Origin of the sequence: Streptomyces sp. NPDC101490, assembly GCF_044767145.1 — a bacterium.
GTDB lineage: Bacteria > Actinomycetota > Actinomycetes > Streptomycetales > Streptomycetaceae > Streptomyces.
The window spans coordinates 12,182-25,376 of sequence record NZ_JBIWNI010000018.1 but is presented as its reverse complement, the minus strand read 5'-3'; the positions used below and the strand labels follow the sequence as shown (position 1 = coordinate 25,376).

The following is a 13,195-nucleotide window of genomic DNA, read 5'->3' as shown; positions in this document are numbered from 1 at the left end:
AGGCGCTCGCGGAGCCCGTCGACGGTCCCGGACAGGGACGCGACGCGGGCGGGACGGCTACCGGGTGACGAGCATCTTCCCGGTGTTCTCGCCGCGCAGCATCCCCAGGAACGCGTCCACGATGTGCTCGAAGCCCGCCACGGTCGTCACGTCCAGCGGCAGTTCCCCGCTGCGCAGCCGGGGGACGGCGAGGTCGTACAGCTCCTCCAGGGCGTCCTGGTGGTTGCTGACCAGGAAGCCTTCGAGGCGGATGCTCTTGCCGACCACGTCGAAGAGGTTGCGCGGGGCGGGCGGCGGGGCGGAGAGCGAGTGGTACTGGCCCACCGCGCCGACCCAGGCGATCCGGCCGTACTCGCGCAGCGCGTCGATCGCCGCCTCCAGGTGCTCGCCGCCCACCCCCTCCAGGGCCACGTCGACACCGTCCGGGGCCGCCCGCGCGAGCAGCTCCGTCACCGGACCCGCGTGATAGTCGAAGGCCGCGTCGAACCCCGCCTCCTCCGTCAGGTACGCCACCTTGCGCGCCGAACCCGCGCTGCCCACCAGCCGTCCCGCGCCGAGCACCCGCGCCAGCCGTCCCGCCGCCGTGCCGACCCCGCCCGCCGCCGCGGACACGAACAGGTCCTCGCCCGGCTGGAGCCGGGCGATCCGGGTCAGGCCCACATAGGCCGACAGGCCCGTACCGCCGAGCAGGCTGAGGTGGGCGGCGAGCGGGACACCCGGGCCGAGGTCCGGGACCCGGCGCGCCTCGGCGGGCGTCACCAGGGAATGGGTGCGCCAGCCCTTGCGGTGCAGCACCAGGTCGCCGGTGCGCAGCGCCGGGTCGCGGGAGTCGAGCACCCGGCCGAGGGTGCGGCCCTCCATGGGGGAGTCCAGGGCCCACAGTTCGTCGGAGTCCATCGCCTCCCGGTGGTACGGGTCCACCGACCACTGGAGGTTCTCCACGAGCGCGGTGCCCGGCCCGGGGGCGGGGACCGGGGACTCGACGAAGTCGAAGAGACCGGGGGCGGGGAAACCGTCGGGGCGGGCGTTCTGCCGGACGGTGATCATGGTGTCGTAGGTCATGGTGCCGACCGTAGGAGGGGAACGGCGGGCCGGGCAGGGGGTAGCGTCGATGGCACCGGGCCATCCATGAGAACGGCTCATACACCGAGGTGAGGGCAGCATGACCGATCTGGCGCCGCAGGAACTGCGGGTCCTGGTGGCCGTCGGCCGGGAGCGGGGTTTCTCCGCCGCCGCCGTCGCCCTCGGCATGACGCAGTCCGCCGTCTCGCACTCGGTGCGCGGCAGTGAGCGCAAGCTCGGGGCCGTCCTCTTCGACCGGGGCCGCACCGGCGCCACGCCCACGGCGGCGGGGGAGCGGGCCCTCGCGCACGCCCGGCGCGTCCTGCGGCTCCTCGACGTCATGGGCGCCGAGGTGCGCGGGGTCCCGGCGGGCGGCCCCGCCGACGCCGTCCCGGCCGGACCGCTGCGGATCGCGGCCTTCCGGAGCGCCGCCCTGCACCTGCTGCCGCGCGCCCTGGGGCGGCTGACGGAGCGGCACCCGGGGATCGTGCCGGAGGTGCGGATCGTACGGGAGGTGGGGCGCGGCACGGCCGGTGAGGTGCTGGACGGGCGGGCGGACCTCGGGATCGCGACGCTCGGGACGACGTCACCGGTGCCGCCGGAACTGGTCGGGGGCGTCCTCCTGGAGGAGGGGTACGCGCTGGTGCATCCCGTGGGCCACCGGTCGCCCCGGTCGCTCCCGCTGATCGACTGGACGGAGAACTGCACCTCGTACACCCGTGACTGGTGGGCGGGGCAGGAGTGGCTGCCTCCGGCGACGGTGGAGGCGGAGGACGACGGAGCGGTGCTCTCGATGGTGAGCACCGGTTTCGGCATGGCCGTGATGCCGGAACTGTCCCTGTTCGGAGCACCGCCCTCGGTCGAGATCACTGATCTCGGCCCGGCGCGCCCGACCCGTTCCGTGGGCTATGTCACCACCCCTGAGCTGGCCTCCTCCCTCGCCGTGCGGGCCCTCATCCGCGAGCTGCGGGCCGCCGCGGGGTGACTCCCGGTACCCGGCCGTCTCAGATAGTAGGAAGTCCGAGTAATTGTGGAGACAGATGCGGAGAGCTGCCCTAGCTTTGTAGGAGCCGAACGTCTCGCTCCATCAGCGAATGGCGGTCGAGAGCGCGACGCCCTGTGCAGGCAACCCCTGCGGCGGCGCTCCCCGCCCCTTCCGGCGCCCCCGGTCACCACGGATGCCTCGCGCGCGGACCCTCACCGGTCTCCGCTCCCCGCGCGTCCGGACCGTCCCTGATCTCCGCACGTCCGGATCACCGCTGATCCCGTCCGGGTCACCACCGATCTCAAGGAGTCGATCCCCATGGCCGCTCAGACCACCCGCCGTGTCCGCCACTCCGCCACCCGCCCCAGCGACGACGCCCGGCAGAACGCCGCCGCCGCCCTCCAGCGCGCCCTCGACCGGCGTGACAACGGCGGCTCCACCGGCCACTGACCGCCCGGCCTGACCGCTCGGCGCGCCCGCTGGGCGCACCCCGGGCGCCACGCCCCCGGCGGCGCGCCCGATCGGTCACCGGCCGGGCGCCCGGGTCCGGCCGCAGGGCCGAGCCGGTCGTCCGAGTCGGTCATCCGGGCCGGCCGCCGGAGAGCCGGGCGGCCGGTTCGTCCGGTCCGTCCGGCCGGTTCGGTCGCCCGGCCGTCCACCCGGCCACCTGCCTGTCCGCACGCCCGCCCGCTGGTCCACATGATGGACGTTCCGTGTCAGACGATGGGACGAAGAGTAGGGTGCCGACATGTCTCACAGCATCAATCTCGCAGTCATTCCCGGCGACGGCATCGGCCAGGAGGTCGTGGCCGAGGGCCTCAAGGTCCTCGCGGCCGTCCTTCCCCAGGACGTGAAGCTGGAGACCGAGGAGTACGACTTCGGCGCCAAGCGCTACCACGCCACCGGTGAGACCCTCACAGACGCCGACCTCGCCTCCCTCAAGAAGCACGACGCCATCCTGCTCGGTGCCATCGGCGACCCGTCGGTGCCCTCCGGCGTCCTGGAGCGCGGCTTCCTGCTGAAGCTCCGCTTCGCCTTCGACCACCATGTGAACCTGCGCCCCTCGAAGCTGCTCCCCGGCGTCGCCACCCCGCTCGCCGGACAGCCCGCGATCGACTTCGTCGTGGTCCGCGAGGGCACCGAGGGCCCGTACACCGGCAACGGCGGCACCATCCGCAAGGACACCCCGCACGAGGTCGCCACCGAGGTCTCGGTCAACACCGCCTTCGGTGTCGAGCGGGTCGTCCGGGACGCCTTCGCCCGCGCCCAGGCCCGCCCGCGCAAGAAGCTCACGCTGGTCCACAAGAACAACGTGCTGACCTTCGCGGGCCACCTCTGGACGAACGTCTTCCAGCGGGTCGCCGCCGAGTTCCCCGAGGTCACCACCGACTACCTGCACGTCGACGCCGCGACGATCTTCCTCGTCACCGACCCGGCCCGCTTCGACGTGATCGTCACCGACAACCTCTTCGGCGACATCATCACCGACCTCGCCGCGGCCGTCTCCGGCGGCATCGGCGTCGCCGCCTCGGGCAACATCAACCCGAGCGGCGCCTTCCCGTCCATGTTCGAGCCGGTCCACGGCTCCGCGCCGGACATCGCGGGCCAGGGCAAGGCCGACCCCACGGCCACCGTCCTCTCCGTCGCCCTCCTGCTGCGCCACCTCGGCCACGAGACCGAGGCCGTCCGCGTCGAGGAGGCGGTCGCCGCCGACCTCACCGAGCGCGGCGACAGCGTCCGCACCACGGACGAGATCGGCGACGCGCTCGCCGCGCGAGTAGCGAGCTGACCCGCGCCTACTGACACCAACAGCAGCCGCCGGGTCGCCCAGCGCCCGGCGGCTGTGTCCTGCGCGGCCACCGGGCGGCACCCCATCGAACCCGGACCGCGCACACCCGTTTCACGCACCGGCCCTCACGAGCGATAATCGAACGTGGGGCCGCGGCATACGGGCATGTCCGGACGTCCACCTCGCCGGGAAGAGCCAGCCCCGACGACGGCGTGCGCGCGGTCCAGCCCAGACAACCGGTGAAGGACACGCACTCATGACGACGCCCACGATCGAGCTCAAGCCCACCTCCAGCCCGCTGTCCGCCGCGGAGCGCGAGGCGATCCTGGCCAACCCGGGATTCGGCCGCCACTTCACCGACCACATGGTCACCATCCGGTGGACCGAGGGCCAGGGCTGGCACGACGCCCAGCTCGTCCCGTACGGCCCGCTCGCCCTGGACCCGGCCACCAACGTCCTGCACTACGCGCAGGAGATCTTCGAGGGCCTCAAGGCGTACCGCCGCCCCGACGGTTCGGTCGCCAGCTTCCGCCCGGACGCCAACGCGCACCGCTTCGCCGCCTCCGCCCGCCGCCTCGCCATGCCCGAGCTGCCCGTGGAGACCTTCGTCGAGGCCTGTGACGTCCTCGTCCAGCAGGACAAGGAATGGGTCCCGGAGCACGGTGGCGAGGCCTCGCTCTACCTGCGCCCCTTCATGATCGCCACCGAGGTCGGCCTCGGTGTCCGCCCGGCGAACGAGTACCTCTTCGTCGTCATCGCCTCCCCGGCGGGCCCGTACTTCCCCGGCGGTGTGAAGCCGGTCTCCATCTGGCTCTCGGAGAACCGCGTCCGCGCCGTCCCCGGCGGCGTCGGCGACGCCAAGACCGGCGGCAACTACGCGGCCTCCCTGCTCGCGCAGGCCGAGGCCGCCGAGAAGGGCTGCGACCAGGTCGCCTACCTCGACGCCGTGGAGCACAAGTGGGTCGAGGAGCTGGGCGGCATGAACCTGTACTTCGTGTACGGGAACAAGCTGGTCACCCCCGTCCTCACCGGTTCGCTGCTCGCGGGCATCACCCGTGACTCGCTGCTGAAGCTGGCCGCCGACCTCGGTCTGGAGCCGGAGGAGGGCCGCGTCTCCATCGACCAGTGGCAGGCCGACTCCGCGAACGGCACCCTCACCGAGGTCTTCGCCTGCGGCACCGCCGCCGTGATCACCCCGGTCGGCACGGTCAAGTCCGAGCGCGGCGAGTGGCAGCAGTCGGGCGGCGAGCCCGGTGAGATCACCATGAAGCTGCGCGAGGCGCTGCTCGCCGTCCAGACCGGCAAGGCCGAGGACAAGCACGGCTGGATGCACGAGCTGGGCAAGTAGCCCCACCTCTTCTCCGACAGGGCCCCCGGGACGGTACGCACACCGTCCCGGGGGCCCTGTGCGTACGGGGCCGGGGCCCGCCGGGCCCGTACGCCCGAGGCGGTACCGGGGGCGACACCCCTCCGTCGCCGTACGGCCCCGGCCCCGTGCGGTCCCGCAGTAGTACGGGGCCGACGCCGTCGGAGTCGTACGACAGATTTAGAGCACTGTTCAATGTGACCTTCCCCCCGACCTCGCGTCGGTCCTTGGAACACCCGACCGCAGCATTTAGAGTGACACTCAAATGTGTCCCCCAGTGCAGGAGGTGTTCGGGGCGTGCGACTGACCCCCACGGAACGCGACCGGTTGCTGCTCTTCGGCGCCGCCGAGCTCGCCCGTGCCCGCCGGGCCCGGGGGCTGCGGCTCAACGTCCCCGAGGCCACCGCGCTCATCGCGGACACGGTCTGCGAGGCGGCCCGTGACGGCCGACGGCTCGCCGAGGCCGTCGAGGCCGCCCGCGCGGTCCTCGGCCCCGACGACGTGCTGCCCGGGGTCGCCGACGTCGTCACGGAGATCCACGTCGAGGCCGTCTTCGACGACGGCACCCGGCTCGCCGTCGTCTCCGACCCCATCGGCGGCGGCGGACTCGGCCCGGACGCGCCCGGCGCGCTGCGCCCCGGCCCCGGCCACCCGGAGGCGGAGCCCGCGCTCACCCTCCCTGTGCGGAACACAGCGACCGTGCCGGTGAGCGTCACCTCGCACTTCCACTTCTTCGAGGTCAACCCGCGCCTCGACTTCGACCGCGCCGCCGCCTACGGGATGCGGCTCGCCATCCCCGCCGGGGCCTCCTTCCGCTTCGACCCGGGCGGCGCCGCCGAGGTCGGGCTCGTGCCGATCGGCGGCGCCCGGGTCGCCATCGGCTTCGCGGGCCTGGTCGACGGACCGCTGGACGCGCCCGGCGCGAAGGAAGAAGCCCTGCGCAGGGCGCGCGCGTGCGGCTACCTGGGAATCGAGGACGACTGATGGACCCGTACGAATACGCATCCGTGCATGGCCCCCGCGCCGGTGACCGCGTGGTCCTGGGTGACTCCGGGCTCGTCGTGCGGGTGGAGTCGGACGCGCAGAAGCCGGGGGACGAGTTCCTGGCCGGGTTCGGGAAGACCGCCCGGGACGGGCTGCATCTGAAGGCGGCGGCGGTCCGGGAGACCTGTGACGTCGTCATCAGCAATGTGCTGGTGATCGACGCGGTGCAGGGCATCCGGAAGGTGTCGATCGGTATCCGTGAGGGCCGTATCCACGCGATCGGGCGGGCCGGGAACCCCGACACGCTCGACGGTGTGGACGTCGTCGTCGGCACCGGCACCTCGATCGTCTCCGGCGAGGGCCTCATCGCCACGGCCGGGGCGGTGGACACCCATGTGCATCTGCTGTCGCCCCGGATCATGGAGGCGTCCCTCGCCAGCGGTGTCACCACGATCATCGGCCAGGAGTTCGGCCCCGTCTGGGGCGTGGGGGTGAACTCGCCGTGGGCGTTGCGGCATGCGTTCGGGGCGTTCGACGCGTGGCCGGTGAACATCGGTTTCCTGGCGCGGGGTTCGTCGTCGGACGGGGCTCCGTTGGTGGAGGCGCTGGCGGAGGGCGGGGCGTCGGGGTTCAAGGTTCATGAGGACATGGGGGCGCACACGCGGGCGCTGGACACGGCGTTGCGGGTGGCGGAGGAGCACGATGTGCAGGTGGCGCTGCACAGTGACGGGCTGAACGAGTGCCTGTCGGTGGAGGACACCCTGGCGGTTCTGGAGGGGCGGACGATCCATGCCTTCCACATCGAGGGGTGTGGGGGTGGGCATGTGCCGAACGTGCTGAAGATGGCGGGGGTGGCGAACGTCATCGGTTCGTCGACGAATCCCACGCTGCCCTTCGGGCGGGACGCCGTCGCCGAGCACTACGGCATGATCGTCTCCGTCCACGACCTGAAGACGGATCTGCCGGGGGACGCGGCGATGGCCCGTGACCGGATCAGGGCCGGGACGATGGGTGCCGAGGACGTCCTGCACGACCTCGGCGCCATCGGGATCACGTCCTCGGACGCGCAGGGGATGGGTCGGGCGGGGGAGACGGTCCGGCGGACCTTCGCCATGGCGGGGAAGATGAAGGCCGAGCTGGGTCCGATGGAGGGTGACGGGCCGGGTGACGACAACGGGCGGGTGCTGCGGTACGTCGCCAAGCTCACGATCAATCCGGCCATCGCCCATGGCCTCGCCCATGAGATCGGCTCCATCGAGGTCGGCAAGATGGCCGACATCGTGCTGTGGAAGCCGCAGTTCTTCGGCGCCAAGCCGCAGCTTGTACTGAAGTCCGGCTTCCCCGCGTTCGGCGTCGTCGGCGACCCCAACGCGGCCACCGACACCTGCGAACCCCTCGTCCTCGGACCGCAGTTCGGCGCGCACGGCGCCACCCCCGCCGACATCTCGGTCGCGTTCGTCGCCCAGGCGGCCGTCGACCTCGGTTCCGACCTGATGCCGACCCGCCGGCGCCGGGTCGCCGTGCGCGGCACCCGGGGCATCGGCCCCGCCGACCTGCGGTTCAACTCCCGGGTCGGTGACGTCCAGGTCGACGACCGCACCGGCCTCGTCTCCCTGGACGGCGCCCCGATCCGCTCCGAGGCGGTCGACTCCGTCTCGCTGAACCGCCTCTACTTCCTCTGAGGCCACAGCTTGCCCGGGGACTTCGGGGGCTTGGGCGCTTCGCGCGTCCCGGGTGCCTCGGGGGTCCCAGGAGGCCCGGCCTTCCCCCGAGACCCAGGCTTCAACCTCGGCCCCCAGCCCCCCGGCCTCCGGCTTCCCCCTTCCGGAGGCCCCCTCTTCCGCCGTTCCGCCGACCCCGTGAGGACCCGCACCATGACGTACCGCATGCCCGCCGAGTGGACGCCGCACGAGCGCACCTGGATGGCCTGGCCCGGCCCCAACCCCACCTTCACCGACGACGAGGAGCTGGCCGGGGCCCGTACGGCCTGGGCCTCGGTGGCCCGCGCCGTCCGCCGCTTCGAGCCGGTCACGATGGTCGTCGCCCCCGGTGACGCCGAGGGCGCCCGCGCCCTCCTCGGCCCGGAGATCGAGCTGGTCGAGCGGGAACTCGACGACGCCTGGATGCGGGACATCGGCCCGACCTTCGTCACGGACGGCACCGCGCTCGCCGCCGTCGACTGGGTGTTCAACGGCTGGGGCGCCCAGGACTGGGCCCGCTGGGAGCACGACTCGAAGATCGGCCGCCAGGTCGCGGACGCGGTGGGCGTCCCCGTCCACCGCAGCCCCCTGGTCAACGAGGGCGGCGCGATCCACGTCGACGGCGAGGGCACGGTCCTGCTGACCGACACCGTCCAGCTGGGCCCCGGCCGCAACCCCGAGTGGACCCGCGCACAGGTCGAGGCGGAGATCCACGCCCGGCTCGGCACCACCGAGGCGATCTGGCTCCCGCACGGCCTCGCCGCCGACTACGGCCTGTACGGCACCCAGGGCCACGTCGACATCGTCGCCGCCTTCGCCCGCCCCGGCACGGTCCTCGTACACAGCCAGCAGGACCCCGCCCACCCCGACTTCGAGCGCTCCCGCACCTACGTGGAGCTGCTGCGCGGCCGGACCGACGCGCGGGGGCGCCCGCTGGAGGTCGTCGAGGTCCCCGCCCCGACCGTCCTCAAGGACGAGGAGGGCGACTGGGTCGACTACTCGTACATCAACCACTACCTGTGCAACGGCGCCGTGATCCTCTGCGCCTTCGACGACCCCCACGACGAGGTCGCCGCCGGGATCTTCCGCGAGCTCTTCCCCGACCGTGAGGTCGTCCTCGTCGACGCCCGTACGATCTTCGCGGCCGGCGGCGGCATCCACTGCATCACCCAGCAGCAGCCGAAGCCGTGAGGCCTGGGCGGGCGACGGGATCGCCGGGGGCGTGGGCGGCGGCGGGCCGGGCCGTGCCCCGGCCGGGAGAGCGGTCCGGAGCCCCGTCGCCCCCATCCTGTAGAACGTACGAGTGAGTCAGAGCAGCAGCCCTTCCCGCAGGCGCAACCAGGCCGCCCCGCCCCGCGAGGACGTCCTCGCCGCCGCCATGGACACCATCGCGGCGCGCGGGCTCGACGGGCTCACCATGGCCGGGCTGGGGCGGCAGGTCGGGATGAGCAGCGGCCACCTCCTCTACTACTTCCGCACCAAGGACGAGCTGCTGCTCCAGACCCTGGAGTGGAGCGAGGGGCGGCTCGGGGCCGAGCGAGGCGCCCTGCTGTCCCGGCCGGGGACCGTCCGGGAACGGCTCGACGGCTATGTCGACGTGTACCTGCCCAAGGGCCCGCGCGACCCGCACTGGACCCTCTGGCTGGAGGTCTGGAACCGCTCGCAGAACGCCGACGCCGACGCCCGCGCGCGCCAGGCGGCCATCGAGGGGGCCTGGCACCGGGACCTCGTCGCGCTCCTCGCCGAAGGGGTCTCGCGCGGCGAGTTCCGGCCGGTCGACGCCGACCGCCTCGCCACCCGTACCAGGGCCCTCCTCGACGGCTTCAGCGTCCATGTCGCCGTCGGCCTCCCCGGTACGGGGCGGGAGCAAGTCCTGTGCCACGTAAGGGAGTTCATCGAGCAGGAACTGCTCGCGCGACCGCAAGGCACGTAAGTACACAGGATCGTTGCGGGCCGCGCCCTTGTTGTCCCCGCGCCCTCTCCGGCACGGTTCCTGCCCATGGGACGAGAGCACTGGAAGAAGATCTGGGTCGGTTCCGCGGGCAACATGGTCGAGTGGTTCGACTGGTTCGTCTACGCGAGCTTCGCCACCTACTTCGCGGGAGCGTTCTTCCCCGAGGGCAACGACACCGCCAAACTCATGAACACCGCGGGCATCTTCGCCGTCGGCTTCTTCATGCGGCCCGTCGGCGGCTGGCTCCTGGGCCGGGTCGCCGACCGCAAGGGCCGCAAGACCGCCCTCACCCTCACCGTCACCCTGATGTCGGCCTCCGCGCTCCTCATCGCCGTCGCCCCCACCTACGCCGTCGCCGGGTACGGCGGCGCCGCCGTCCTCCTGGTCGCCCGGCTCCTCCAGGGGCTCTCCGTCGGCGGCGAGTACGCCGCCAGCGCCACCTACCTCACCGAAGCCTCCGCCCCCGGCCACCGGGGCTTCGCCTCCAGCTTCCAGTACGTCTCGATGACCGCAGGACAGATCCTCGGCCTCGGGCTGCTGCTCGTCCTCCAGCACACCCTGAGCAGCGAGGCCCTGCACGGCTGGGGCTGGCGCATCCCCTTCGTCATCGGCGCCCTCGGCGCGGCCGTCGTCTTCTACCTGCGGCGCACCATGCTGGAGACCGAGGTGTACGCGGAGACCTCCGACGACGTCGTCGCCGACGACCGCAAGGGCACCCTCACCGCCCTCTGGGCCCACCGGCGCGAGGCGTTCCTCGTCGTCGCCCTCACCATGGGCGGCACGGTGGCCTACTACACGTACACCACCTACCTCACCAAGTACCTCTCGAACTCCGCCGGACTCCCCAAGCAGACCGCCACCCTGGTCTCCCTCTGCGCCCTCACCGTCTTCGCCTGCCTCCAGCCGCTCGCCGGACGGCTGTCCGACCGGATCGGCCGCCGTCCCCTCCTCATCACCTTCGCGGTCGGCTCCACCCTCCTCACCGTCCCGATCATGACCCTCATGAAGCAGGCGGGCTCCTTCTGGCCCGCCCTCGGCCTCTCCCTCCTCGCCCTGGTCGTCGTCACCGGCTACACCTCGATCAACGCCTGTGTGAAGGCCGAACTGTTCCCCACCGGCATCCGCGCCCTCGGCGTCGCCCTGCCGTACGCCGTCGCCAACGCCCTCTTCGGCGGCACCGCCGAGTACGTGGCCCTCTGGTTCAAGGACGCGGGCATCGAATCGGGCTTCTTCTGGTACGTGGCGGGCTGCGCGGCCGTCTCGCTGATCGTCTACCTCACGATGCGGGAGACCCGCGACATCGACCTGGGGCGGGTCGGGAAGGGCGACGCGGCCGAGCCCGGCCGGAAGCGGGACGAGCTGCCCGTATCGTGAGACCGCCGTCGCCCCCGGGCGCGGGCTGTGTCAGACTTCCGGCGTGCTTGCTACCACGATGATTATCGGCAGCGGCGCGCCGGTCCGCAGTGGCCACTGACCGCGGCACGACCCCCGCGGCAGTGGACACCGTGCCCCAGACCCGCGCGCAGACCTCTCGCACCCGCGAGGGGTTTTTTCGTTTTCCGGCCCCACCCCGGCCGGAGACGGACGGCGCGTGAGAATGGGGGCAAGTGGATCCAGACCTACCGGAGCCACATCCGACAGGAGCCATCACAGCCATGACCACGGAGAACGCCGGGGAATCGCCCCTCGACGACAGCTTCCACGTCTTCGACACGACGCTGCGCGACGGGGCGCAGCGTGAAGGCATCAACCTCACCGTCGCGGACAAGCTGACCATCGCCCGCCACCTCGACGAGTTCGGCGTCGGCTTCATCGAGGGCGGCTGGCCCGGTGCCAACCCGCGCGACACGGAGTTCTTCGCCCGCGCCCGACAGGAGATCGCGTTCCAGAACGCGCAGCTCGTCGCCTTCGGAGCCACCCGCAGGGCGGGCGGCAAGGCCGCCGAGGACCCCCAGGTCAAGGCCCTCCTCGACTCCGGCGCCCCGGTCGTCACCCTGGTCGCCAAGTCCCACGACCGGCACGTCGAACTGGCCCTGCGCACCACCCTCGAAGAGAACCTGGAGATGGTCCGCGACACCGTCTCTCACCTGCGCTCCCAGGGCCGCCGCGTCTTCGTCGACTGCGAGCACTTCTTCGACGGCTACAAGGCCAACCCCGACTACGCCAAGGCCGTCGTCCGCGCCGCGCACGAGGCGGGCGCCGACGTCGTCGTCCTCTGCGACACCAACGGCGGGATGCTCCCCGCCCAGATCCAGGCCGTCGTCGCCACCGTCCTCGCCGACACCGGCGCCCGTCTCGGCATCCACGCCCAGGACGACACCGGCTGCGCCGTCGCCAACACCCTCGCCGCCGTCGACGCCGGGGCCACCCACGTCCAGTGCACCGCCAACGGCTACGGCGAGCGCGTCGGCAACGCCAACCTGTTCCCCGTCGTCGCCGCCCTGGAGATCAAGTACGGCAGGAAGGTGCTGCCCGACGGCGCCCTCGCCGAGATGACCCGGATCTCGCACGCCATCGCCGAGGTCGTCAACCTCACCCCCTCCACCCACCAGCCGTACGTCGGCGTCTCCGCCTTCGCCCACAAGGCCGGACTCCACGCCTCCGCCATCAAGATCGACCCCGACCTCTACCAGCACATCGACCCCGAGCGGGTCGGCAACACCATGCGGATGCTGGTCTCCGACATGGCGGGCCGCGCCTCCATCGAGCTCAAGGGCAAGGAGCTCGGCGTCGACCTCGGCGGCGACCGCGAGCTCGTCGGCCGGGTCGTCGCACGGGTCAAGGAACGCGAACTCAAGGGCTACACGTACGAGGCCGCCGACGCCTCCTTCGAGCTGCTCCTGCGCGCCGAGGCCGAGGGCCGCGCCCGCCGCTACTTCCGTACGGAGTCCTGGCGCGCGATCGTCGAGAACCGCCCCGACGGCACCCACGCCAACGAGGCCACCGTGAAGCTCTGGGCCAAGGGCGAGCGGATCGTCGCCACCGCCGAGGGCAACGGCCCGGTCAACGCCCTCGACCGGGCGATGCGGGTCGCCCTGGAGCGGATCTACCCGCAGCTGGCCAAGTTCGAGCTGACCGACTACAAGGTCCGCATCCTGGAGGGCCGCCACGGCACCGAGTCCACCACCCGGGTCCTGGTCACCACCAGCGACGGCAACACCGAGTGGTCCACGGTCGGCGTCGCCGAGAACGTGATCGCCGCCTCCTGGCAGGCCCTGGAGGACGCCTTCACCTACGGGCTGCTCAGGGCGGGGATCGAACCGGCCGAGTAACGGGGGAGGGGCGACGGGAGGGAAGCGACGCCGGAGAAGGGCGGGACGTCCGCCATGTCCTGTTCGATGCTGTTCGGGTAGCG

11 protein-coding genes are annotated in these 13,195 nt (G+C 72.3%); 10 read left to right on the top strand and 1 reads right to left on the bottom strand.

What is annotated here, in order from left to right; translation table 11 throughout:
* Positions 1-57: 57 nt before the first annotated feature.
* Positions 58-1,062 (bottom strand): zinc-binding dehydrogenase, encoded by a 1,005-nt coding sequence (locus ACIRQY_RS26470; protein ID WP_403930028.1) that lies wholly within the window; start codon positions 1,060-1,062, stop codon positions 58-60.
* A gap of 100 nt (positions 1,063-1,162) precedes the next feature.
* Between ACIRQY_RS26470 and ACIRQY_RS26465 the strand changes: the two genes are divergently transcribed.
* From ACIRQY_RS26465 to cimA, 10 genes are all read left to right on the top strand, one after another.
* The gene (locus ACIRQY_RS26465) at positions 1,163-2,047 is read left to right on the top strand and encodes a LysR family transcriptional regulator (RefSeq protein WP_403930026.1); all 885 of its coding nucleotides are present in this window, start codon (positions 1,163-1,165) and stop codon (positions 2,045-2,047) included.
* 318 nt (positions 2,048-2,365) lie between these two features.
* Positions 2,366-2,497: a hypothetical protein gene (locus tag ACIRQY_RS26460; RefSeq protein WP_351788643.1), complete on the top strand. Its 132-nt coding sequence runs from the start codon at positions 2,366-2,368 to the stop codon at positions 2,495-2,497.
* A gap of 298 nt (positions 2,498-2,795) precedes the next feature.
* Positions 2,796-3,836, top strand: a complete 1,041-nt coding sequence (locus ACIRQY_RS26455) for a 3-isopropylmalate dehydrogenase (protein WP_351788646.1) — start codon at positions 2,796-2,798, stop codon at positions 3,834-3,836.
* Positions 3,837-4,092: 256 nt separating this feature from the next.
* Entirely contained in the window at positions 4,093-5,184 is a 1,092-nt protein-coding gene (locus ACIRQY_RS26450; RefSeq protein ID WP_351788649.1) for a branched-chain amino acid aminotransferase, read from the top strand.
* 315 nt (positions 5,185-5,499) lie between these two features.
* Positions 5,500-6,186, top strand: a complete 687-nt coding sequence (gene ureA, locus ACIRQY_RS26445; protein ID WP_403930022.1) for an urease subunit gamma — start codon at positions 5,500-5,502, stop codon at positions 6,184-6,186.
* Positions 6,186-7,868 carry an urease subunit alpha gene (locus tag ACIRQY_RS26440; RefSeq protein ID WP_403930019.1) on the top strand — a complete coding sequence of 561 codons (1,683 nt, stop codon included), beginning with the start codon at positions 6,186-6,188 and terminating at the stop codon, positions 7,866-7,868. The genes ureA and ACIRQY_RS26440 overlap by 1 nt, the downstream gene beginning before the upstream one ends.
* Before the next feature lie 192 nt (positions 7,869-8,060).
* Entirely contained in the window at positions 8,061-9,077 is a 1,017-nt protein-coding gene (locus ACIRQY_RS26435; RefSeq protein WP_403930017.1) for an agmatine/peptidylarginine deiminase, read from the top strand.
* Positions 9,078-9,264: 187 nt separating this feature from the next.
* Entirely contained in the window at positions 9,265-9,819 is a 555-nt protein-coding gene (locus ACIRQY_RS26430; RefSeq protein ID WP_351788696.1) for a TetR/AcrR family transcriptional regulator, read from the top strand.
* Between the two features lie 66 nt (positions 9,820-9,885).
* The gene (locus ACIRQY_RS26425; protein ID WP_403930014.1) at positions 9,886-11,214 is read left to right on the top strand and encodes an MFS transporter; all 1,329 of its coding nucleotides are present in this window, start codon (positions 9,886-9,888) and stop codon (positions 11,212-11,214) included.
* A 281-nt stretch (positions 11,215-11,495) separates the two neighbouring features.
* Complete coding sequence (cimA, locus tag ACIRQY_RS26420) at positions 11,496-13,112, top strand: citramalate synthase (RefSeq protein ID WP_403930011.1); 1,617 nt, start codon at positions 11,496-11,498, stop codon at positions 13,110-13,112.
* Positions 13,113-13,195 lie beyond the last annotated feature (83 nt).